The 23184-nt window shown below is 31.1% G+C and carries 21 protein-coding genes and 1 rRNA gene; 15 read left to right on the top strand and 7 right to left on the bottom strand.

Annotated features, from left to right (window positions below; genetic code table 11):
- Positions 1–78 precede the first annotated feature (78 nt).
- From ABD077_RS08995 to ABD077_RS08965, 7 genes are all read left to right on the top strand, one after another.
- Positions 79–1947 (top strand): type VI secretion system Vgr family protein, encoded by a 1869-nt coding sequence (locus tag ABD077_RS08995; RefSeq protein ID WP_343911998.1) that lies wholly within the window; start codon positions 79–81, stop codon positions 1945–1947.
- A gap of 2 nt (positions 1948–1949) precedes the next feature.
- A complete protein-coding gene (locus tag ABD077_RS08990) occupies positions 1950–2801 on the top strand; it encodes a hypothetical protein (protein ID WP_343911997.1) in 852 nt (283 codons plus the stop codon).
- A 22-nt stretch (positions 2802–2823) separates the two neighbouring features.
- Entirely contained in the window at positions 2824–5829 is a 3006-nt protein-coding gene (locus tag ABD077_RS08985; RefSeq protein WP_343911995.1) for a DUF4280 domain-containing protein, read from the top strand.
- 14 nt (positions 5830–5843) lie between these two features.
- Entirely contained in the window at positions 5844–6692 is an 849-nt protein-coding gene (locus ABD077_RS08980; protein ID WP_343911994.1) for a hypothetical protein, read from the top strand.
- A 20-nt stretch (positions 6693–6712) separates the two neighbouring features.
- Positions 6713–7327 carry a hypothetical protein gene (locus ABD077_RS08975; protein WP_343911993.1) on the top strand — a complete coding sequence of 205 codons (615 nt, stop codon included), beginning with the start codon at positions 6713–6715 and terminating at the stop codon, positions 7325–7327.
- Between the two features lie 259 nt (positions 7328–7586).
- On the top strand, positions 7587–7766 hold the full coding sequence (locus tag ABD077_RS08970; protein WP_343911992.1) for a hypothetical protein: 180 nt from the start codon (positions 7587–7589) through the stop codon (positions 7764–7766).
- 34 nt (positions 7767–7800) lie between these two features.
- Positions 7801–7944: a hypothetical protein gene (locus tag ABD077_RS08965; protein ID WP_343911991.1), complete on the top strand. Its 144-nt coding sequence runs from the start codon at positions 7801–7803 to the stop codon at positions 7942–7944.
- Between the two features lie 690 nt (positions 7945–8634).
- Here ABD077_RS08965 and ABD077_RS08960 read toward each other — a convergent pair.
- Positions 8635–9237, bottom strand: coding sequence for a LytR/AlgR family response regulator transcription factor (locus tag ABD077_RS08960; protein ID WP_343911990.1), 603 nt, complete (start codon positions 9235–9237; stop codon positions 8635–8637).
- A gap of 219 nt (positions 9238–9456) precedes the next feature.
- Between ABD077_RS08960 and ABD077_RS08955 the strand changes: the two genes are divergently transcribed.
- The 4 genes from ABD077_RS08955 to ABD077_RS08940 all read left to right on the top strand — a co-directional run bounded on the left by ABD077_RS08955 (position 9457) and on the right by ABD077_RS08940 (position 11921).
- On the top strand, positions 9457–11130 hold the full coding sequence (locus tag ABD077_RS08955; protein WP_343911989.1) for a helix-turn-helix domain-containing protein: 1674 nt from the start codon (positions 9457–9459) through the stop codon (positions 11128–11130).
- A 111-nt stretch (positions 11131–11241) separates the two neighbouring features.
- Positions 11242–11454: a hypothetical protein gene (locus ABD077_RS08950; RefSeq protein WP_343911988.1), complete on the top strand. Its 213-nt coding sequence runs from the start codon at positions 11242–11244 to the stop codon at positions 11452–11454.
- A 33-nt stretch (positions 11455–11487) separates the two neighbouring features.
- Positions 11488–11691, top strand: a complete 204-nt coding sequence (locus tag ABD077_RS08945; protein ID WP_343911987.1) for a hypothetical protein — start codon at positions 11488–11490, stop codon at positions 11689–11691.
- Positions 11692–11708: 17 nt separating this feature from the next.
- Complete coding sequence (locus ABD077_RS08940) at positions 11709–11921, top strand: hypothetical protein (RefSeq protein WP_343911986.1); 213 nt, start codon at positions 11709–11711, stop codon at positions 11919–11921.
- A gap of 43 nt (positions 11922–11964) precedes the next feature.
- Here the strand turns inward: ABD077_RS08940 and ABD077_RS08935 are convergent, their stop codons facing one another.
- From ABD077_RS08935 to ABD077_RS08925, 3 genes are all read right to left on the bottom strand, one after another.
- Positions 11965–12684 (bottom strand): LytR/AlgR family response regulator transcription factor, encoded by a 720-nt coding sequence (locus ABD077_RS08935; RefSeq protein WP_343911985.1) that lies wholly within the window; start codon positions 12682–12684, stop codon positions 11965–11967.
- A gap of 15 nt (positions 12685–12699) precedes the next feature.
- Entirely contained in the window at positions 12700–14919 is a 2220-nt protein-coding gene (locus ABD077_RS08930) for a tetratricopeptide repeat protein (RefSeq protein WP_343911984.1), read from the bottom strand.
- 177 nt (positions 14920–15096) lie between these two features.
- Positions 15097–15606 carry a DinB family protein gene (locus ABD077_RS08925; protein ID WP_343911983.1) on the bottom strand — a complete coding sequence of 170 codons (510 nt, stop codon included), beginning with the start codon at positions 15604–15606 and terminating at the stop codon, positions 15097–15099.
- 287 nt (positions 15607–15893) lie between these two features.
- Here ABD077_RS08925 and ABD077_RS08920 point away from each other — a divergent pair, with 287 nt between their 5' ends.
- The 3 genes from ABD077_RS08920 (at position 15894) to ABD077_RS08910 (ending at position 21063) form a co-directional block, all read left to right on the top strand.
- Positions 15894–16712 (top strand): hypothetical protein, encoded by an 819-nt coding sequence (locus ABD077_RS08920; protein ID WP_343911982.1) that lies wholly within the window; start codon positions 15894–15896, stop codon positions 16710–16712.
- A gap of 164 nt (positions 16713–16876) precedes the next feature.
- A complete protein-coding gene (dinB, locus tag ABD077_RS08915; protein ID WP_343911981.1) occupies positions 16877–18088 on the top strand; it encodes a DNA polymerase IV in 1212 nt (403 codons plus the stop codon).
- 17 nt (positions 18089–18105) lie between these two features.
- On the top strand, positions 18106–21063 hold the full coding sequence (locus ABD077_RS08910; protein ID WP_343911980.1) for a DNA polymerase III subunit alpha: 2958 nt from the start codon (positions 18106–18108) through the stop codon (positions 21061–21063).
- A gap of 14 nt (positions 21064–21077) precedes the next feature.
- Here ABD077_RS08910 and ABD077_RS08905 read toward each other — a convergent pair whose 3' ends face one another.
- Both ABD077_RS08905 and ABD077_RS08900 read right to left on the bottom strand, forming a co-directional pair.
- Positions 21078–21674 carry a hypothetical protein gene (locus ABD077_RS08905; protein ID WP_343911979.1) on the bottom strand — a complete coding sequence of 199 codons (597 nt, stop codon included), beginning with the start codon at positions 21672–21674 and terminating at the stop codon, positions 21078–21080.
- A 135-nt stretch (positions 21675–21809) separates the two neighbouring features.
- Entirely contained in the window at positions 21810–22637 is an 828-nt protein-coding gene (locus ABD077_RS08900; protein WP_343912979.1) for a LytR/AlgR family response regulator transcription factor, read from the bottom strand.
- Positions 22638–22814: 177 nt separating this feature from the next.
- Here ABD077_RS08900 and ABD077_RS08895 point away from each other — a divergent pair, with 177 nt between their 5' ends.
- Complete coding sequence (locus ABD077_RS08895) at positions 22815–23021, top strand: hypothetical protein (RefSeq protein ID WP_343911978.1); 207 nt, start codon at positions 22815–22817, stop codon at positions 23019–23021.
- Between the two features lie 85 nt (positions 23022–23106).
- On the opposite strand, the gene rrf is transcribed toward ABD077_RS08895, so the two are convergent.
- Positions 23107–23184: ribosomal RNA gene (rrf, locus tag ABD077_RS08890) — 5S ribosomal RNA — on the bottom strand; the annotation flags it as partial.

The following is a 23184-nucleotide window of genomic DNA, read 5'->3' as shown; positions in this document are numbered from 1 at the left end:
ACTATTTTGTTATTTGAGATATTTTAATACACTAATTTAAGTGTATCAACACCAATTTATTTATCAATTAGATAAACCATGGCAGCAGATACACATATACAATTATTTATAGATGGTAATCCCATCCCAGCATTTAAAAACTTATCACTACATCAGGAAATAGATGCTCATCATAATTTTGAACTCATCTGTAGAAAAGATGTTCTAGAAGAAAACAATGATCATATTTCTGGAGAAAGCGTCCAATTTTTAGGTGGTGTTTTTTTAATTAGAATCCAATCAGTTAATGGTTTTTCAGAAAACGAAATTTTAGAGTTCAAAGGAATTGTCACTTCCGTAAAAACCGTGAAAGGCTTCTATCAAAAAACTGGTGACCTTATTCATATCTCGGGAAAAAGTTCTAGTATCATTGCAGATGATGGACCGCATTACGCTTCTCATCAAGATATAGCGATTTCTGAAATTCTCGAAAAGACGTTTACAGGATATGACAAAGGTATTCTACAATGTTCCATTTCACCAAATATGGTCACTCCCATTCATTATAGTGTACAACAGGAAGAAAGTGCATTCCAATACGCCAGCAGACTTGCCGCACAGTATGGAGAATGGTTTTATTATGATGGTATCCAATTGATATTTGGAAAACCAGAAAGTAAAGATACTGTTACGCTAAGATATGGATATGACTTATTAGAATTATCCATGAAATTAGAAGCTATCCCGAATAATTTTAAATATTTCACTAACGATTATCTCACCGATGCTTTCCATGAGGTAAAAACCAAAGAATTACACTCTCATTCTAAAGGTTTTATTTCTACAATCAATCAAAAAAGCGACAAGTTATTTCAAAAGGAAACTCAGATTTTAGTAAGCTCACATGATGATCCAAGAATGAAGTCCAGAATAGACGATCAGATACTCCATCAAAAAAGAGCCAATGAGGTAAATCAAATAAAAGTAACCGGAAAAAGCAGTAACCCAAGTATTACGATCGGATGCAAAATACTTATCGATGGAGAAAGTACTTCTTATGGTGGATATAGAATTACAAAGGTAATTCATAATTGTAGCGAAAATGGCAGGTACGAAAATACATTTGAAGCTATTACAGCAGAATCTGATGTATATCCTAAAACTTCTATAAAAGCATTCCCCAAAAGTAAGTCACAGACAGCAGTGGTCGTAGATAATGTAGATCCTGAAGGGATGGGTAGAGTGAAGATACAATATGCTTGGCAAAAAGAGACCGGAGAAACCTCTCCATGGATCCGCCAAGCTAGTCTAGCAGGAGGACCAGGACAAGGAATGTATTTTGTGCCAGAAAAAGGTGATGAAGTTATTGTTGACCACGAGGGTGACAATGCTGAATTACCTATAGTAAAAGGAAGTGTTACTAATTCATCATCTGTTCCAGAAAGTTTTAAAAGTGGTAATAATCACTTGAAAGCCATTAAAACGAGAAGTGGCAATCAGGTGACGTTAAATGATAATGATGGTAGTGTTACTATTGCAGATCCAAGTGGTAATACTATCATGATGGCCGGTAATGGTGAAATTACCATTAGCGCACCAAACAAAATCACCTTCTCCTCTACCGATATTGCTATAGAAGCTAGTAACGATGTTACCGTAAATGCTGGAAATAGTATAGCATCTACAGCTTCAAAAGATTTAAGCTACAGTGCAGGAACAAACTTTACTATGGATGCAGGAAGTAATTTAAAAGCAAAAGCAGGTGCCAAAGCGACAATAAACGGTTCGAAAAGTGTTAGTGTATTTGGGAAAAGGGTATCCATAACTGGTGCTGTAATGGCTAACATACAGAGTGGAGCTATTCTTACTATTATTACCGCTGGAGTACTTAACCTTACTGGTGCCGCTAGTAGTTTGTTAACGGCGGCAAGAGTAAAAGTTCTTGGAGGGAAAGTTAATATCAATTAATCATGACAACATTATTACTACATGAAGATCTATCGATAGATACAAAAGAGCGATCAAATACATATTCCATAACAACTAGTGTATTTATAAAATCCTCCGAAGAACCTATAGAAAACAACATAAAATCAACTGTAAGGAAAACCTTTATTCAAAAAGATCAAATCGGACACCTTTTTTCTGTAGAGGTGCTTGAAAGAATACAAAGTAATAAAGAAGGTATCTTTTCTTTAGAAGATAAATTGAACATTATTCAACATAAATTAGTCCTATATACAGATCAAAAAGGAGAAATTATTTCAATTGTCAATAGAGGAGAAATTGCAGAAGCATGGTATGACCAACAAAAGATTTTACAAAAAACATTTGAAAATGATATTGAAGACATTCATGTTATACTAGAAGGCATTCATCAAATTATACATGATGAAAATGAATTTTTAAGCCTTGTAAAAAAATCCGACATCATCACATTACTATTTCCTCCGATTTATCAACAACATATCACTTCTGAAGTATCTATTTCACAAAGAAAGATATTTGCTGATTTTTTTGACACTACAGATTTACCTTTTAAAGTAGATACTAAAGTTATTGCTATTCATGAAGTTACTAAAGGATACCAAATAGTAAGATCAGGAAGTTTAGACACTCAACTATTTGATAACGAAATGGCAACTTCTTTACTTGGTAATCTTTTTAAAGTCCACCCCTATAACATTAACATTGATGCTAATTATTTTGAGGCACAAGACTTAAAAGAAAACGGAGATATAGAAGAAGGTATTTTCTTTCTAAATATTGAAGTCCCTGAGATCTATAGCTATAGACAAATTAGCAAGTTAACTTCCATGTAATCATAAATTACCTCACCGTATTATGAAAGAAAAAAGAATTTCCTATGAAGGTTTTAAAATAAAATGTGATAAATGTCCTGGTACTTTGCTTCCTATGATTTCTACCACCAAAATGGTTACTATTGGAGGAAAACCTGTGGTAAATATTACAGACAAAACTATCGGTGCGAATATCCCAATGTTTCCTAGTTGTACAGCCACTCCAACAAAAATTTGCAATCCAAAATTCACTAAATGGATAGATACAGCTGAGCCCACAGTAAATATAGAAAAGGCTATCCCTTTGGTAGAGCATAGTGAACTTATATGTACTGCTGGTGGAGGCTTTGTTGGTTTCGAACCACCTGTTGCCAAATCAGAGATTATGGGTCCTAAAAAACCTAATATGGTTGATAAAGCTAAGGGTAAAATTAATGGTGTCGCTAATAAAGCTAAGTCAGTAGCAACAAATGCTACCAATAAAATAAATTCACAAATTTCTGGAGTCTTAGATGGAGCAAAACCGATTGGAAAAATCTTTGATAATAAAGCTCTAAAAAGTACAATTAATGGTGCCAGTGCAGCATTAAACCAAGCCAATCTAAGTAAGAAACAGATCGATATACAATTAGAATCCCTAGAAAATCAAATTCCGCAACTTAAAAACAAAATATCATCCACCATTAATGACATTGAGGTACCACAAATTAATGATTTGGGTATCGAAAAAAACGACGCGATTACTGATAAAGAGGAACAGTTTTTTCAAAATGAAATTCAAAATTCTATAAACGAATTAGAAAACTATTACAATCAAGAAATTAACACCAGCAGTTTAGTAAATCTGGATGGTACTCCCTCTAATAGAATTCCAACCTTTGACGATCGTACACCGTTAGAGCGGTGGTCAGATAACAAAAAGGAACATGAAAAATTACTGGATCAATTAGCGGAGCATGAATATAACCGAATGACAGAAGAGGTTACAGCTTATAATAAGGACGCCATTTTTGAGGAGGATGAATCTAGTAAAAAAGCCATTGCTTCCTTATATGGGTTATATGTATCATCTGGACAAAGTAGTATTCCTCCTAATCCTCAAAAAGGAGAAATCACGAAAATATTAAAAGAAAAAGCTCAGAAAAAAGCCCAGAAAAAGCTTGATAAAAAAACCGCAAGATCCAAGAATAAACTCAATAAAAAAATTCAGGATGAATTAGATGAGGAGTTAGAGAAATTAGGATACAATAAAGCCCAAAAGAAAATCAATGCTGCTCAAGCAAAATCAGCAGAAGTACAAAAGGATATGGATAAGGCTTCAAAATGGTTAGGTAGAATGGACAATTTTGATGGTTTTATCGATAATTTAAAAGAAAAATATACTGGGAAAGTAAGTGCTAAATTAAATAAATCTATTACGAGTATTAACCAAAACATGGCACTGGCTAATACCTCCATGGATGGTATGAGTTTCGCTGTAGATGGCTTTCCAAAAGGAGATGTAGTAACTAATGTAAAAGCAAAACAAGAAAAGAAAAAAGAAGAAGAGGAAGAAAAAACAACACCTCCACCTGTTGTTACACCACCAGAAGAAACAAAACCACCAGAAGAAACTGAGGAAGAAACGAATGAATGTAGTTTTACTAAAATTACAGTAGTTAAAAACAATAAAACTCATGAAGTCCTCTATGGAAAAGATGAAAAAGATTATGGCAATACTAATAAACATCATAATAGAAGTTTACCAGAACCAATTCAATTTGTTGCTGGAACTAGAGAAAAGTATAAAAAAAATTTAGAATTAATTATTGAAAACCTAAAATTACCTCCTAATGAATTTGATGATGCAATTTTTTATTCAATAGATAACGATACAAAGACAACTCCTTTAAAATCTGGTAGTATAGTTAAGATTCCTTTTGATATAAATTATCAGTTTGAAGGTGATCATGATAAGATTCTATATAGTTTTATGGGGTTAACAGAACCTAGAAAAACGATTTATAACATTCCTCTGGAACTTTGTAGCTATAGTACAAATATAGATGTAGAAGTGCTGCCTGATGCCGAATGGGTACTGCTATTTTCTTTTGGTTCTAAAGACCCATTGGTATATACACACGGTAATCAACCCCCAGGTGATATTTTTAAAAAGCATCAAGACAAAGCTATAAGAGTTGGAAGAGCTAACTCCTCTAAAAAAGGAATGGGTAAAGGCAAAAGAAGTGCTGAGGTTAAAGTCCTTTATGGTGCAAATTATAACAATGGGAAAACAATTATTAACAAAGGTGCTTCTGTAATCTTAGACAAAGCCTATACTCCGCTTAAGCGTATATCAAGACTTACCGAATTATTAGATAAAACTGCAGACTATTTAAGAGGCGATCATGTAGACGGAAGTGATAAAGCAGTATCTATAGCTATCATACCCACGGCTATTTCTATTGCTGGATATCATAAATATATTGATAGCGATGCTTTTTACTCTAAAAATAAGGAGGTAAAATTTGAAATCAATGTAGATCCACTTCTAGGAGCCAATATCGAAGTTGATCTGGTAAGAACTGGTCAAAAGAGAGTTCCAATAATTATTTTCCTGAATAAAGTAATAGATAAATTAACAAGTAAAGAAATTTCAGAGGTGTTCTATTTTACCATTGGTGTTTCTTTTAATATTAAGCTCAAAGCGAGTCTTAGTGCAAATAGCGGAGAGGCAGAGTTAATTGGTAAAACTACAGCCACTGCGGCTTTAACTATAAAAATGGGATTTCATATCGAAGGATCTTTTTTGGGTTTTGAATATGAAGCATTGATGGAAGGAAAACTTGCTGGTAATTTTGATTTCTTTATAGAAGCTGGGTACAGAAAAAAATGGTTTTTTAATCCTGAAGTTGATTTTTCGGGAATTAAGGCTTCTATTCTTATTAGAGGTTCCGTTTCCGGATGGTTTATTGAAGAACAAATAGAAGCAAAATATCAAGGTGTAATAGGAAAATGGGATAGCCCATTCGCCACTGGTGAGCTAACCATTATTGATGGTAAATCATAAAACGAAACAATTAGATGAAACTTAATTTCATTAAACCTACATATGCAATTCAAGTGAGCCTTGTAGGTTGTCAATTAGAAGTAAAATGTAATGACACTCATGTTTTTGAGTACAAAAGCAAATCATCTCAAAAAGGAAACGGATTGTCAATCACTGTTCCTATTAATCATTTATTATTAAAAAATGATGTTTTTACAATCACAGCAAAAGTATTGCCAGTGCATGGCAAGGATACTTTAAAAAGATCAGCTTATGCTCAAATTCAGATTGTTATGTTAGATTATGTTGCTCCCAATGAAACTAATACTGCATTATTTACAACTGAAACGCCCAGTCAGACTACAGAAAATGATGAAATAAAACCAAAAATAGATCTGGAAGGTTTACCATTTTATATCCTAAAAGCTGGAGCTACGGCAAGCATATTACCATATTCATTAACTGGATGGATGGATTCTATAGATTTTTCGTCATTAAACAGACAAAAGTTGCTAACTGATACCTATCATTTTTATAAAAAAGTAATTAATTATATTGATCAAAAAGATATTGTCTCTTTTTCAAAAATTACACAAGAACAAAATACACTTTTAGAAATCGCTTATTATTATGGTTCCAGAGAAATTAAAAGAGAAAAACAACAGTTGGAAAATATCTTTAATGAAACAGGATTACAAGTAGTTCCTTTCAATTTTGAAGATATTGAAATGGAGTTTATGGGAACCAACAATCAACTATTACGATTAAAAAGACGTAATGGATTTCCTATTTTAATGCTTTATAATCCCATAAATCAAAAAACTATAAAGCTAGATTTAAAACTGCAGAAAAAAACACTGGAAGCACCTTTAAGCATTATATAATTTGATTTAACACTAAAGTTATGAACCTATTTATAGAAGACTCTATCCATGGAATTCATGCAGAACACTATCAAGTGAATGAGAGTCAATCCATTCAGCTTTTTAGTGGTCTTTCAGACCACCAAGATTCTGAATTAAAACTCTACAAATCAGACATTAATGATTACACTATGTCCTTGAATTGGTTTGGAATCAATAAATGGAAAATAGATTATCCTATAGAATTAAAAAAAGTTCATAAACAATCTTATGGTAGTAAAGAACAGTGCGTTGCTATTATTAAAGAACTTTATGAAAAGGGAAATATTGATGAAATACCTGATTTTATAGAAGTACCTATCTCCCATTTCACATTAGATGAAATGCTTCAGTTTAAAAAAGAAGATGAGATGATGCTTCGTGGTGAAGATCCAGACGAATATTCAGATCATCAAGAGATATCCCAGCATGCCACCATCTCTAATCAAAATCCCAATGCTGAGAAAAGTAGTGAAGCTTCCTTACAAATGGGTGAACAACTAGGTAATAGTCAAAAACAATCCTCAACTCCTCCTCCAACCAAAGTAAAAACAAAGTCTACTATAATAAAAGAAAATAAATCAACTAATAATGACAATAGTCTATTTAGCATATAGATAGCCGTTTAACAATTAGTTCAATAAATAAGTAGGACCATTTTATTTTTTGAGATGCTAATCTGGTCTACAATAATGGTAGAATTATCTAATCAATATAAAATATCTACTACTATGTATTTTCTAAAACTCCACATCAAACTGTAGTTGATCCACATTCCCGACACAAAAACCCACTATTCAACCAATATCATGTTTCTAAATTTTACCTTATAAGAACTTATTACATCGTGTAATACACTAACTTAATTTTTACATTATGATAAACAACTTATCAAACTTAGGAACGGCTTTAACGAAAAAACAACAAAAAACAATTACCGGAGGATTATTACCATGCCACAATAATCGTGATTGTGTTGACCTTACGGCAAGCTATAATTATCAATGTGTTTCTGTTCCTAGTTCACCATTTGGTAGATTATGCGTTTTACGATAATTATTAGAATATAGTATTATTAAAATTTTATAAAATGAAAAATGACTTTTTAAAACTAGAAGGCATAAAAGTGCTAGGAAAAGAAGCACAGAAATTAGTAAACGGAGGATATGACGGGTGTGATTGTGGAATACACACAGAAATGCCATTCTTTTGTCCGCATAGAAATTGTGACTAAAGGAATTATTTTTTTTAATTAGAAATGTAAAACCCTCATCAATTTTTGTTTTGATGAGGGCTTTTTATATTGCAATAGATTACTTTTCCGAATTGTATATTTATAAATTCAGTTTAATCGTTATCAATTCATAAGGGTCAATAGTAGTTGTTACAGCAGCATCATCTGTATTAAATAATCGGACACGATAGGTCCTCATAGGAGGCAAATCATCGGCTTCTAATAATCATAAAAGAAGTTGCTTTTTAAACAATGATTATATCTATGAAGGTTTAATACATTGCAATTCTACAGAAATTAGTACGCCTCCATCAAATGTTATTGGGATTTACCGTGGAAAACTAAAAACCTATGAAATAGAAATAAATAAAGGAATCTGTACTATTGTAAAAACTGGATGTAAAACATATCGATTAGATTTCAGCAATGGCATCCCTTCAATTCATAATATTCAATTTGGAAGAAAAAATGATTTTGATGAATATACTTCTGTAATTATAGAAGGCGCTTACTCTTCAGCAATGGAAATTGATATGTCATTTGATGATTTAGAAATCGATGGAAAAATCCTTCGTGTTTCATTTGACGGAAAAAAGGATTAAAAAGAGAAACTACTTATTTGTCCGAAATTAGCAGAAATGTGGATTGATAAGATTGATGTCAGCATTCTAGTCAATCCACTTTACCATCTTAAATGATTGTCATTTTATTATATAACCTTTCTTTAAAAGTTCTTCCTATAGGAATATGATGTTCTTGGATTTTTATTGTCTGATCTAATTCGTAAAAGGATTCTATTTTATGCCAATTTACGATATACGATCGATGTGTCTGAATAAAAAAATCTCTATTTAAAGCCTTGAGCAAACTACTTATAGAATGGCGTACAGATAATTTTTTACCATCACTAGTTACGATCGAACAATAATTTTTAGAATCTGTATGAGCAAAAATGATAGAGGATATCGCTAATTTCACCAATTTATTACCACACTTCACAAAGATATGTGACTTTTTACATTCTTCAATTTGAGTTTTTTTCACATCTGAAAACTCCTGAAATGATTTCGAATTCTGATATAATGAATTTACCTTTTTTGATAACCCTAAACCCGTATGCTTTGATTTAATATAAAATCCAATAATAATACCTTCTGTAGTATGTTTAATTACTTGTTTTTGGATTATTAGTGAAGTATCCAAATTACTTAACGATGTATTTTTAAGATCATCGATATCAATATTCATCTCTTTGAAATATGAATCATTTGCTTCTATTTGATACGTCTTCATACATTAGAATTTTTGATGTTCATTATTTCAAATCTAGCACCTAGGGACTCTATTTTACAAAGACTTATTGTTGGCATTTATAAATCAGTAGTTGAAATTTATAAATTTCAACTACTGATAAATTCTTTTCATAATCCTTCTATATACATATTTAATTTTTACATTCGTAACAGTTTTAAGCCGTCTAGTATAGCGATAACAAAGTTTTCTTTTAACAACATGAAATATTTATTTTTCTTTTCTACAATTTCCCTCTTGCTATGCAATTATCCAGCGAAAGCGCAAGATCATTTTGAGGAATTACGGGAGCTTTTAAGAAAAGAAACTGAAACTTCTAAAAGGATAAAGATCACGGAGGACGCACTACATCAGTATAAAGAATCTTCGGATACTTTAAAGATGGCAAATGCGTATCACTTTTTAGCTTTCCTGAAACCAAATGACAAATCAGCATATATAGATAGCATCATTTTTATTACTAAGAATAAAAGATATTCTAGGTTCCCCGCCGGTGCGTATTTAGAAAAAGGAAATATTAGATATGAATTGGGAGATTATAGTGGTACTCTAGAATCTTATGTACAGGCCTCTGAAGCTGCTAAAAAAAATGGAAATGATGACTTACATGCTGTTGCTAAATTTAACGTTGGCCTGTTAAAAAATCAGGCAGGTGACTACGAGGAATCTCAAACTATATTTGCAGAGTATATTACATTTTTAGAACAAAACACTAATTATCAAACCACATTTAATTATAACCCTGCATTATTTGCATTAGCAGATTCTTATATCCACACTAAAGATTTAGATCTTGCTGAAGAGGTTATTAATAAAGGAATTGAACAAACACTTAAAACTAAAGATTCTACTACCTATTCCTATATCATTGTAACTTCCGGAATTCATCAATATCTATTAAAAAACTACCAGAATGCAATAGATAGTTTACAAAAAGGGAAAGAATTAATACGCAAATATGATCCTTTAGAAACCAGAATTGCAACCTGCGATTTTTATATTGGAAAAAGCTATAATGATCTTGGAGATAAAGAAATAAGTCTATCATATTTTAAAAAAGTCGATACTACACTAAGAAGTACCAAGGATGTAATTCCTGAAGTTATTGGTGTTTATGAATATTTAAAAGAAGATGCAAAAGCTAACGATGACTATCAACTTCAATTAACATATCTAAATACCCAATTAGAATTGGATAGTATTAGATATGCCAATCAGGTTTATTTAACAAGAAATATCACTAGAAAATATGATGCTGCAGAATTAATTTCGGAAAAGGAGAGGTTAATTGAGCAACATGAAAGAGATACCTTTTTAAAAAATAATACCATTACTTTCTTGATAGTTCTTTCACTAATTTTGGTATTGCTAGCTATTTACGGATTTAGGAGGAGTTATTTGAATAAAAGTAGGTTTCAAAAATTATTATTAGAACAGCAAGAAAAGTCTAAAATACATCAATCTGTTGCATTTGAAAAAGAGATAAAAACTAATCTAACTAAAAAAGAGGATTTAGATATTCCGGAAGATGTAGTTCAAACTATTTTAAAGAAACTACAAGATTTTGAAGCTAAAAACCAATTCGCAAAAAAACATTACACTCTGAATTCGTTAGCTAAAGAACTTAATACGAACAGTGCTTATCTTTCTAAGATCATTAATGTTTATAAACATATAAACTTTGCAAATTATCTTAATAATTTAAGAATTGACTTTGCTGTAGATCAACTGAGCACAAACAAAGCCTTACGATCTTATACCATTCAAGCAATAGCAGAGGAAGTTGGTTTTAAAAATGCGCAATCATTTTCTTCAGCTTTTCATAAAAAAACAGGTATCTATCCATCCTATTTTATAAAACACATAAAAGATTAATTTACAAACGCATAGCACCTTTTTTATCTCGTGAAATTTATAAATTTCAACTATTATGCCCTGTACTTTTCTGTATAAAATCGTAGATTGTGAGAAACACAAAAATCGAAAATGAAAAAGGGAAAATCAAAGCGATTAAGTTTGGATAAGATTAAGATAGCACAATTGAATCACATACAAAATATCAAAGGTGGATTTAATCCAAATACTGCTACCAACATATCAACTATAATTGATAATAATACAACAACTTCTAAAAATTGCGAGCTTACATCACTTTCTACTAAAACTGTTCCGGTGAGTAACACTAGAAACTGTATCTAGATTTTAAAATTTTTGTTTTTAACAATTATCACCATGAAAAAATATAAGAAATTAAGTTTAGACAAGATAAAAATTGCAAGATTACATAACCCTCAACTAATTTCTGGTGGTGCTGGCAATGATGAATTCCCTACAGGTTCTGCACCAGAACATTGTGAGACACATCCATTCTTTTGTTGGGAAAGTATATCAACAAAAACTGTTCCCATTAGTGGTCAAACATGTGTTTGCCTATAAATAATTATAAGTATACTATGAACAAACAAAATAAAAAAAAGCTAACCCTTGATAAAATAAAGATTGCTAAACTTGATAACCTTAATAACTTTAAAGGAGGACAACAAGAAAACACAGCAAATGCTAATTTCGAGGTTTATCTTACTAAACTAACTATTTGCGATACTTTTGGAGACTGTGTTTCGACAAAAACAATTCCAATAAGTGGTCATACTTGTATTTGTTTATAAATTAGACGAGAATTATACTAGTATAGATATATTTACAAACGTTTCAAATTACTTTTAAACGTCTGTAAATATATTCCTTAAAAGTTCTGCCAATAGGAACATGATGTCCTTGTATTTCTATAGTTTGATCATATTCATGTAGAGAATCAATTTTATTCCAATTAATAATATAGGATCTGTGGGGTTGTATAAATTCTTCATTTTTTAACTGCTCATGTAACTTCAAAATAGAATATCGGACCGATAACTTTTTATTACCCTCAGTAACTATAGAACAATAATTTTTAGAATCTGTATGTGCAAATAATATTGTATCTAAACGCACCCTTACCAGCTTATTCCCACTTTTTATAAAAATAACTTCCTCTTCTTTATTAATTACATCTTCAGTTAAACTTGTCACATCCTGTTTCTGAGCTAAAATTAATGCAGCTTGTAAATCATCTTTATTAATTGGTTTAGTTAAATATGCTACAGGACCAATATCTGCTGCAAGATTCATAGTATTTTTATCAGTATCAGAAGTGGTAAAAAAAACTGGAATTTTATATAAAGTTTTAATTTTATTTCCCAAAGAAATACCAGATTCTTCACCCTGAAGATGAATATCTAAAATTACTGCATCCGGTTTTAACTTTTCTACTTCTTCTAGTATTACAAATGGTTTATCAGAACTTCCTACGCATACATACCCCAACTCATCCAAGGTTATTTTAATATCTTCTAAATGAAAAATATCATCTTCAACAATATAAATATTCATGACTTGTGTAATTTATTATGCTGATAAAGATTCAGAACTGTTTTTTTCTGTGCTCAATATCATCGTTATGGGAATCCTTAAGTCAAAACGTGTGCCAATTCTTTTCTCAGAAGAGACGTCGATGGTTCCATTATGCATCTGTATAAAACGATACACCAAATTTAGTCCTAGTCCTGTACCCTTTTCTCCTTGTGTACCAATAGTAGATTTCTTCTCTTCCAAACTAAAGAGATGTTCTAACTGATCCTTAGACATGCCAACGCCAGTATCTATAATTGAACATAAAAATAACCTATCTTTATGAGAAAACGTTATCCGAATGCTTCCTTCTTCCGTGTATTTTAGTGCATTACCTATTAAATTTCTGAAAATCACATGAAAAGCACCTTTATCCATTGAGATCATTATATCTTCCTGATATTGTAACTCGATATTGGTTTTTTTATAAGCAGACTGTGCTTCATACACGGCTACAATCTCTTTTATATCGGTAGCTACATCGATAGTTTCTGGATTCATTTTATAACCATTCATTTGCTCCAAAGACCAATTGAGTAAATTGTCTAAGGTTATAGAAAGGCGTTCAGAATTTTGTTCTAATGCCTGAGATAACTCTTTGGTTTTTTCTATATTTCCTTTCTCGATATGATAGGTAAGTATTTTACCAGACCGTTGAAAAGGAATAATCATTCCTCTTAGATCATGTGATATAATAGAAAATAATCTATTTTTTACTTGATTCGTAGCTTTCAATTCTTTTTGTTGTTTCTGAAGTTTTCTGAAAGCCCAAGTTCCAATACCTAGAAATAACAATAAAACTCCAGTAGCAAGAAGATACCAGTTCTGTCTGGCTTGAGCTTGTTGAGCTAATAATTTTTGAGCATCTTTCTCTTTATTAAGAGTAACAATTTCTAATTCTTTCTTTTTAGTATCATATTTTTTGTCTAAATCTGCTACTTTAGTCTGAACCTGTTGATTAGAAACAGAGTCTTTAATCTTATAATACTTTTTCAAATGTTTTAACGCTAAACCAGTCTGACCCGTTTTCTCATAATAAGTACTAAGAGTTTTATGCATCTGTTGTATTTCATCAAGTACAACTAACTTTTTTGCTGTTTCTTCATATAGCTTTAGAAATTTTTTAGCATCATCATATTTTTCTTGGATAAGATATACGTTTATCAACGCATGAAAACAACGAAATAGATATTGATTCTTCTCTTGATTAATTAAATTAGTAGTACTATAAGCTTTTTCAAAATATTGTTCTGCTAAATCATATTGTTGTAGATTATTAAAATATATCCATCCCTTTTGTATTAAAGCCTGAAAAATCCTTTCATTATTCTTTATTTTAGTCGCTAGTTCAAAAGCTTTATTAGAAAATTCTAAAGCGTTATCGATTTCTTCTGTTTCTATAAAACTTTCTACCAGATAGGAGTAATTTAATATTAATAGGAAATCATTACCCTCTTTTTTTGCTAGAGGAATACTTTTTTTTAAGTACTTCAAAGCTGTTTTGTATTGTCCCCATTTAACATAACAATTCCCTAAAAGATAGTACGTTCTAGCAATTCCATCAGGATTTTGTTGATTTTCCTTTAAATCTATGGCTAATAATAAACTCTGAATTGCTTTTTCGTATTTCGACAGCCTAAAATAAGATAGCCCTTGATTATGATAACAAACGGCAAGTTCAATATCATTATTAATTCTCTTAGAGATAGTAATTGCCGAATCTATATATTTTAAAGAATTATGAAAATCCGACTTATTATCATGCAATTCTGCATAGCTTTGATAATAAAAGATCCAACGTTTATCATCAAAAAAATTATTTAAAATTCTCCGAGCATTAGATAAATCTTCTTCTGCACTTTCATACTTATTGTTTAATAAGTATGTATCAGCTCTATTAATATAAGCTTCGGCTAGAAATTCTTTTTCATCTATATCATTTCCTAATTCAATAGCTTTATTACAAAAATATAGCGAAGAATCTGTTTTTCTTTTCGATTCATACATTATAAAAGCAGAACTCAAGTAAATTTTCATTTTACAAAGTTCGTCCACTTTTGAAATCATATTATGATTATGCTTCAATTGCATGTCTGAACTTGTAATCGTATCCTTTTGCTTTCTCCATAAATCACAACGATCTTTTAAGCTCTGAGTATATATATTGATATTGGTAAGACAAAAAATGAATATAAATATATCTTTTACTTTGATCATAGTTGGTGATGATTAAAGTATGAATCAATACATACTTGGATATTAGTATATCAAAGATAAACGCTTAAAATTTATTTTAGATTGATTATGACTAAAACATTAATAAGAAGTAAAATCATATCTGGATAGTAACCTTATGCCAAATCCAAATTATCGAAGATTAAATTTTGTAAGATACTAGATCCCCTCTCTTTTTTTGATCGGAGTAGTAGGATTGTATCCAAACCCAGAAACTTCTAATTCTACATTCAACTGATTTAGAATATATCCTATAGTAGCATAATGATGAATCGCATGGCTATTGGCATGTGCCAAGATACTTTCTAAAGTATAATTAACAGTTACTTTACCTTGTCCCATATTATCAGTAACATGAATCAAATAGTCTGTATTGGCATCTATATAAGAAAGTAATGTTTTCTGCAGCATATATATATGATCTTTTGCTGCATCAATGTTGGTAGATAAAATTTCATCCCTCTTACGTGCGGTAAGATCAATATCATTTGTATCTAGTCCGTCTATAATACAATCAAAAAAATCAAGAGTATGTCTTATATGAGAACCAATACTTGAGTAATAAGGTCCTACAGAGGCATTACAGTAAGTTTTTAAATCTATTGCGTCTAATAATGCAATTGCATTATTGAGATTGTGGTTTATTGAGGATATTATAAGTTCTTTCATAGGGAATATTGACGTAAGATACACAATAAACTTACATAATAACTTTTGAAAAACGTTAAAATTATAAATAACGCAGAGAAGTATATACTACTCAATATCCAATATCGTTATTGATAAATCGAATGATAACCGCCGCTGTTAAACAGTAGGATATCTATCACTTTACTTATGGGTTTTCCATAAAAATTAAGACAAAGTGCGCATTTCATCGATTAATGACATTTATTTTTGGATGTTACTTAGAAAATATTGTATACTTGTACTGTTCATTAAAAAGCCCCATACAAATGAAAAGGATAGCATCAATTTTATTTTTACTTTGTTTTGTTAACCAGATTAATGCCCAAGATCTTTATGAAGATGCCTTAACAGCCGCTAGCTATGCATACTCTCACTCTAAGAAAGCTCATGGTGCCAATAATGTATTCCACACTCAAGAATATGCTGATAAAGCTATAGAAGCTTTCGAAAAAGTAGAAGCTCTTGCCGACAAATGTGGATGTGATGATGCTAATGAAACGGCTTATGAGGCTAAAACTAAAATGGTAAGTTCTATGGATCAGGACACTTATGAGCGTAGTAGATACTATGCTAAACAAGCGAAAGAGCTTGGTCCTAAATTATTAGAGCAATTAACAAATTGTCAAGCAAATAATGGTAGTGATTCTTATTCTGAAGATATAGCTGATGTAAGTGAGGAAGAAGAAGCTATTGCTGCTGCTTCTGAAGAAGTGGCTCAAAAGCAAAAAGAATTAGAAGCGCAAAGACGTCAATTAGAAATCGAACAACAAAAACTACAAGAGCAAATCGCAGCACAACAAAAAGCGCAAGCAGAATTTGAAGCACAACGTGCAGCAGAATTAAAGCAACAAACTGCAGTAAAAGCGAAAGCTGAGCAGGCATTACAAAAATTAGAAAGTGCTTTACAAGAATTAAGTATTGCTTTTGATGACAACTCTACATTTGAAACTCAAAAAGATTATGTAAGAAGTGAAAATGATTTAATGAACGAAACCCTTGACGATACAAAAAGTTTCTATGTAAATAGAGCAAAAGAACTAACCAAGAGTGCTATGCAACAATTCGCTGGTTACACAGAAAATTAATACAATTGAATTTTATTTTGTAGCCCCAAAATAAAATTTTTCAGAGACGGCACTTTTAACTAAGTGTCGTTTTTTTTTGCTTTAATCCGAACAAAACAAAGTATCAATCTTGAATAATTTGGAATTATTCCATAAATTTGGAATTATTCCAAAAAAAAGTAAGATTGAGAACTATACTACATTTAGACTTAGATACATTCTATGTATCTGTAGAGCGACTCATAGACAGTTCTTTACAACAAAAACCTTTGCTAGTAGGGGGAATTAGCGATCGCGGTGTTGTAGCGGCTTGTAGTTATGAGACCAGAACATTTGGTGTGCATTCAGGAATGTCTATGAAAATAGCAAAAGAATTATGTCCTGAAGCTACTGTTATAAAAGGTAATGCAGGTACCTACAGTAAATATTCTGATATCGTTACAGAAATCATCAAAGAAAAAGTTCCTGTATTAGAAAAATCCAGTATCGATGAGTTTTATGCTGATCTTTCTGGGATGGATAAATTCTTTGGTGCCTATAAATATGCATCAGAATTAAGGCAAAAAATTATATCCGAAACTGGATTACCGATCTCTTTAGGTTTTGCTCAAAACAAAGTAGTTTCTAAAGTAGCTACTAATGAAGCGAAACCCAATAACCAATTAAAGATTGATTTTGGTAAAGAAAAACCTTTTCTAGCTCCACTATCCATTAAAAAAATTCCGATGGTGGGTGATAAAACATTTCAGACACTTCGTAATCTAGGAGTTAGACAGGTAAAAACAATACAGGACATGCCTGTAGATGTTATGCAAAGAGTGTTAGGGGCCAATGGACTAACGATTTGGAAAAGGGCAAACGGAATTGATGATACTCCTGTGATTGGTTTCTCTGAACGAAAATCTATTTCTACAGAGAGAACATTTGATAGAGACACTATAGATGTGCATAAACTGCGAAATATTCTAGTTGCAATGACAGAGAACTTATCTTATCAGCTACGCAGAGGAAATAAATTGTGTGCGTGTGTTGCTGTAAAAATTAGATACTCCGATTTCAACACCTACTCTAAACAGCTTAAAATACCTTACACTAGTGCTGATCATGTATTAATTCCAAAAATACTTGGACTATTCGAAAAACTATATCAAAAAAGATTGTTAGTACGTCTCATAGGAATTCGATTTAGTCATTTAGTAACAGGAAACTATCAGATTAACCTTTTCGAAGACAATGAAAAGCAGCTAAATCTTTATAAAGCTTTGGATCATATAAGAAATCAATATGGAGACCGAAGTGTTATTAGAGCTGTTGCTATGGGATCTAAAACTATTGGCAGAATGCAAAACCCTTTTAATGGTCAACCTCCTATTGTATTAGCACATAGAAAACAATAAAATAGATTTTATATCTCATGTATCTAAATTGTCATTCATATTATAGTCTAAGATTTGGAACTTTTTCTGAAATTGAACTACTAGAATTAGCTAAAGAAAATTGTGTTGATTCTTTGGCTTTGACGGATATCAATAATACATCAGCATGCCTTAATTTTATCAGAAAAGCCAAAGAATACAACATTAAACCAATTGTAGGTATTGATTTTAGAAATAATCATCAACAATTATATGTAGGGCTTGCCCAAAATAATAAAGGATATAAGGAATTGAATGACTTTCTATCGTATCATTTACACAATAAAATAGCATTTCCAGAAACTGCTCCCCTATTCCAAAATGCTTTTGTCATATATCCATTTAAGCAAATTATAGAAACCCTAAAAAAAACATTAAATACAAATGAATTTATTGGTGTTACCATAAAAGATATTCCAAAACTTAGACTTTCAAAAACTTTACTATTAGAAAATAAGCTTGTTATTCTTCAGCCTGTAACTTTTAGATCTAAAAAAGATTTTAATACTCATCGTTTACTAAGAGCTATAGATAATAATATTTTATTAAGTCGATTACCCGAAGATCAGCAAGCTTGTTTTTCTGAACAAATGATTCACAAAGATCAAATTACAAAAGAGTTTCAGGAATTTGACTTCATCATTAGAAATACCAAAAAGATCGGCAGTCAATGTACTATCGACTTTGACTTTTCTAAAAACAAACCCTCCTTAAATCAAAAAACATATACAGGAGATATTCAAAAAGACAACGAATTATTACAAAAACTATGTACAGAAGGGTTGCCTTATCGATATAAAAATCCTGGTAAAAAAGTAAAAGATCGACTAAAAAAAGAACTAGATCTCATTACCAAAATGAATTTTGTATCCTATTTTCTTCTCAATTGGAGAATCATTTCATATGCACAAGAACAAGGCTATTACTATGTTGGTCGCGGTAGTGGAGCCAATAGTATTGTTGCATATTTACTTAAGATCACAGATGTGGATCCTATAGAGTTAGATTTATATTTCGAACGTTTTATCAACTCACATCGCACTAGTCCTCCTGATTTTGATATTGACTTCTCTTGGAGAGATCGACAGGATATCACACGTTTTATCTTTTCAGAATTCAATAATGTAGCATTATTAGGAGCGTATGTTACATTTCATTATAAAGGAGCCGTAAGAGAATTAGGAAAAGTATTTGGGTTACCTAAATTTGAAATCGATAAACTTAGTGGAGGCGATTATGATTATAACTCTTTAGATCATATCCACAAATTAGTGATTACTTATAGCCAGCTATTACAAGGAATTCCTAACTACATTAGTATCCATGCCAGTGGTATCTTAATCAGTGAACAACCACTCCACAATTATGCCGCCACAGATTTGCCTCCAAAAGGTTTTCCGACAGTACAATTTGATATGATCATTGCAGAAGATTTAGGACTTTATAAGTTCGATATCCTAGGTCAGCGCGGTTTAGCAAAAATCAAAGAAGCTATAAACATAATTCAATATAATCAACCAGAGAAAGCTAATTTCGACATTCATGATATTGAAAAATTCAAGAAAGACCCTAACATAAATGCTCTGATTAGAGATGCTAAATGTTTGGCTTGTTTTTATGTAGAATCTCCCGCTATGCGTATGCTACTAAGTAAGCTAAAAACAGATAATTATTTGGGATTAGTGGCGGCAAGTTCTATCATACGACCTGGAGTAGCCAAAAGTGGAATGATGAGAGAATATATTTTAAGAGAGCACGATAAAAATAGGCGTAACAACTCTCACCCTATTATGCTAGATCTTATGAAAGATACTTATGGCATTATGGTATATCAAGAAGATGTAATTAAAGTAGCTCATCTTTTTGCTAAACTTACCTTAGATGAGGCTGATGTACTACGAAGAGGAATGAGTGGTAAATTTAGATCTCGTAAAGAATTTAAAGAAGTACAACAAAAATTCATTCAGAATTGTAGGAATGAAGGGTATGAAGAACAGCTTATATTCGAAATATGGGATCAGGTAGCGAGTTTTGCTGGTTATGCCTTCCCAAAAGGACATTCGGCCTCTTACGCTGTAGAAAGTTATCAGAGCTTATTTTTAAAAGCTTATTTTCCTCTAGAATATTTAGTAGCTACTTTAAATAACGGCGGAGGATTCTATCGACCAGAAGTATATTTACATGAAGCTAAATTACTAGGAGCCATAATTCATACACCTTGTATTAATGTTAGTCACTATGAACATATTCTTAAAAACAATCATATTTATCTCGGACTAAACATTTTACGAAACTTAGATCATAAAACAGCTGAGCTCATACTATCAGAGCGTCAAATACATGGAGACTATGTTTCGCTTAATGACTTTATTGATCGTGTTCCTATAAGTATAGAACAGATAAGTATTTTGATTAAAATAGATGCTTTTGCTTTTACCCAAAAGAATAAACATGAATTATTATGGGAAGCTCATTTCAAATTACATAGTATTTCGTCAAACTATGACCAACCCCTTTTATTTAAAGAAAAGCGCACAGAATATAGATTACCTGAGTTCGCATCTTCTAAATTAGAAGATGCTTTTGAGCAAATTGAATCTTTTGGATTTCCAATTTGCGGGTATTATGAGATATTAACCACTAAACCTGTTAATCAAAATAGAGCAAATGACTTAAAAGCATATCTAAATAAAAAAATTGATATTTATGGCTATCTCATTGCTATGAAAAATACAAGTACTTCCAATGGTAAAAGAATGGCTTTTGGTACTTTTTTAGATCAATTTGGTGATGTATTTGACACTGTACTATTTCCACCTGTACAAGAAAAATATAAATTAAGACACAAAGGTATTTATCGTATGTATGGCAAAGTGGTTGAAGAATTTGGTTTTTTAAGTATCGAAATTATCAAAATTGTAAAACAAGACTATATCCAAGATCCACGATATGCTTAACAAATTAGTTTAATTTATGTTCCACCACAGTCATACTTTATTTTTACAGTCTGTAAATTCTCCCATATAGGTTCGTGAAACTCTTTTGGTGATAATCTAAAATAAACAATATACTTTTTTAGAACATTGCAGTATGAAGAATTTATCTTCGCATTGAGTATTATTTTTTCCCGTTTAAAAAAAGCATCGTATACTTCAATTTTCCCTTCAAACATTGAATTTAGTCCTTGAGACTTATAAATAGTAACTTTTGTTTTTGGCAGTTTTTTAAAAAACTTAAGTTTGGTAAGCAATCCTGTTTTCATTAAGCCAGTAAAATATGTGTCCATATCAGAGGTCACTCTTGAGTTTGTCAAATCTGGATCATCTTCTAAAATCCATATAAAAACATAACTAAAATAATCTTCATCATCTACATCTCCCCAACCTTCTGCAAAACGGATATGCTCTTCTCCTTTGTAAGGAAGTGATCGCGCAAAAATCAATGGAAATTCTAATACTTCTTTTCGCCAAGTATTAGGTGCTTCTAATAAATTTTCAATCTTAGTCGATTTACATCCATTGATCATAATCATAATGATCAAAACTATAATCTTTTGTAATAACCTCATTTGATAAACTTCGCTTTATAGCGTACAAATCAATAGCATTAAGGAGTAAAAAAATAAATTATGTGATCAATAGGATATATTAGGGATGAATAGGAAGGTCGGAAAATTAATCGCAATCAAAACACAAAGAATAAGTTACTTTTTATCAGAATAAACTTCATGAAACAGATCTATTCTAGATCTAGAAACGGGTATTGCTTCTTGTAATCCAGTTACAGTTATTGTGTACCCTCTTTTGTTTCCTTTTACTTTTTCGATTCTATCTGTGTTTATCAAATAAGAACGATGACACCTAAACAAAAAAGGATATAGATAAAACTGCTTGGTAACTTTTTCTAAAGTACACCTAAGTATATTACGAAAAATTTTTCCTTCTTTGAGATAAAAAACTTCAATATAATTACCACTACTTTTTATTAATAATATTTCCTGAGGAAACACTTCTAATATGTCATTTTCGGTATCTGATAATAAGCATACTTTACCCAATGATAAATTAAAATCTTCACTGCTATTAAAGCTTGAATTTAGATCTCCATTAACTAGATTAAAATAATGTTTAATGAACAACGAAAGTGGTATAAAAAACAATTCAAAAATCAAGACGTCTTGAAAAGATACCCCTAACCAATCTATAAAACGTATATTTCTAAAACCACCTGAAATTAGGTTAATTAAAAAGGTAACTCCTAAAAACAGAGTTATATCCAATAAAACTTGGATATATAAAATTTGGCTTACAAACCTTTTTCTAAAAACACTATAAGTAACTTTTCTCGAAGTAAAAGTTATTAATAATACAACTATTGATGATATGAATGAATCCCCCAACAATCGACTATATGAATAATTATTATAACCAAACGGTTGAAATAATAATAATATAAAAAAAACAGAAACTCCTAATGTGATTGGAGTGACAATTTGTTCTTTTGCTAACCACTTATTCAAACCAAAGGACATCACAAATAAAAAATTGATTCTATAGATTCTAATTTAATAATAATCTAAAATTAACAAGAAGCTTTACAAAATCAAAAGTATATATTAAATCTTAATATTTATTTATCAGTCTATGATGACACGCATAATAACTAAAATATTAATTTAGGGGAATTTTTAACCTATAAATTAAATATTATGTACAAAAAACTGTTATCCATTCAGGGTATTAATCAATTAAACAAGCAAGAGCAATCCACTATAAATGGTGGTTATCAGTCTAGTTGTCCATCTAATGGAAGTGGTGCTACAGGTCAGAGTTGTAGTGTTGCATCTCAATGTAGACCCATCCTTTCTGGTTTCCCTGTAGCGTGTATTCGTGGTTGTTGTCTGAGTGCTTTTTAGTGCTTTGTTGACTATAGTTTCATAGTCTACATTTTGAGTTTACTTCATAAAAAAACCCTTCATTGTTATAATGAAGGGTTTTCAAGGAAGGCGGCGACCTACTCTCCCACGATTGTAGTACCATTGGCGCTAACGGGCTTAACTTCTCTGTTCGGAATGGTAA

The organism is Aquimarina litoralis, assembly GCF_039523995.1.
GTDB classification, from domain to species: Bacteria; Bacteroidota; Bacteroidia; order Flavobacteriales; family Flavobacteriaceae; genus Aquimarina; species Aquimarina litoralis.
The sequence above is the reverse complement of the archived record's forward strand: the minus strand, read 5'-3'. Positions and strand labels throughout refer to the sequence as shown.

Bases quoted from the DNA above. Each gene is read 5' to 3' on its own strand.
- ABD077_RS08985 (WP_343911995.1), top strand. From the start codon at position 2,824: ATGAAAGAAAAAAGAATTTCCTATGAAGGTTTTAAAATAAAATGTGAT.
- ABD077_RS08920 (WP_343911982.1), top strand. From the start codon at position 15,894: ATGAAAAGGATAGCATCAATTTTATTTTTACTTTGTTTTGTTAACCAG.
- ABD077_RS08910 (WP_343911980.1), top strand. From the start codon at position 18,106: ATGTATCTAAATTGTCATTCATATTATAGTCTAAGATTTGGAACTTTT.
- ABD077_RS08940 (WP_343911986.1), top strand. From the start codon at position 11,709: ATGAACAAACAAAATAAAAAAAAGCTAACCCTTGATAAAATAAAGATT.
- ABD077_RS08895 (WP_343911978.1), top strand. From the start codon at position 22,815: ATGTACAAAAAACTGTTATCCATTCAGGGTATTAATCAATTAAACAAG.
- ABD077_RS08925 (WP_343911983.1), bottom strand. From the start codon at position 15,606: ATGAAAGAACTTATAATATCCTCAATAAACCACAATCTCAATAATGCA.
- ABD077_RS08960 (WP_343911990.1), bottom strand. From the start codon at position 9,237: ATGAAGACGTATCAAATAGAAGCAAATGATTCATATTTCAAAGAGATG.
- ABD077_RS08935 (WP_343911985.1), bottom strand. From the start codon at position 12,684: ATGAATATTTATATTGTTGAAGATGATATTTTTCATTTAGAAGATATT.
- ABD077_RS08950 (WP_343911988.1), top strand. From the start codon at position 11,242: ATGAAAAAGGGAAAATCAAAGCGATTAAGTTTGGATAAGATTAAGATA.
- ABD077_RS08900 (WP_343912979.1), bottom strand. From the start codon at position 22,637: ATGTCCTTTGGTTTGAATAAGTGGTTAGCAAAAGAACAAATTGTCACT.
- ABD077_RS08965 (WP_343911991.1), top strand. From the start codon at position 7,801: ATGAAAAATGACTTTTTAAAACTAGAAGGCATAAAAGTGCTAGGAAAA.
- ABD077_RS08955 (WP_343911989.1), top strand. From the start codon at position 9,457: ATGAAATATTTATTTTTCTTTTCTACAATTTCCCTCTTGCTATGCAAT.
- ABD077_RS08990 (WP_343911997.1), top strand. From the start codon at position 1,950: ATGACAACATTATTACTACATGAAGATCTATCGATAGATACAAAAGAG.
- ABD077_RS08945 (WP_343911987.1), top strand. From the start codon at position 11,488: ATGAAAAAATATAAGAAATTAAGTTTAGACAAGATAAAAATTGCAAGA.
- ABD077_RS08995 (WP_343911998.1), top strand. From the start codon at position 79: ATGGCAGCAGATACACATATACAATTATTTATAGATGGTAATCCCATC.
- ABD077_RS08905 (WP_343911979.1), bottom strand. From the start codon at position 21,674: ATGAGGTTATTACAAAAGATTATAGTTTTGATCATTATGATTATGATC.
- ABD077_RS08980 (WP_343911994.1), top strand. From the start codon at position 5,844: ATGAAACTTAATTTCATTAAACCTACATATGCAATTCAAGTGAGCCTT.
- ABD077_RS08970 (WP_343911992.1), top strand. From the start codon at position 7,587: ATGATAAACAACTTATCAAACTTAGGAACGGCTTTAACGAAAAAACAA.
- ABD077_RS08975 (WP_343911993.1), top strand. From the start codon at position 6,713: ATGAACCTATTTATAGAAGACTCTATCCATGGAATTCATGCAGAACAC.
- ABD077_RS08930 (WP_343911984.1), bottom strand. From the start codon at position 14,919: ATGATCAAAGTAAAAGATATATTTATATTCATTTTTTGTCTTACCAAT.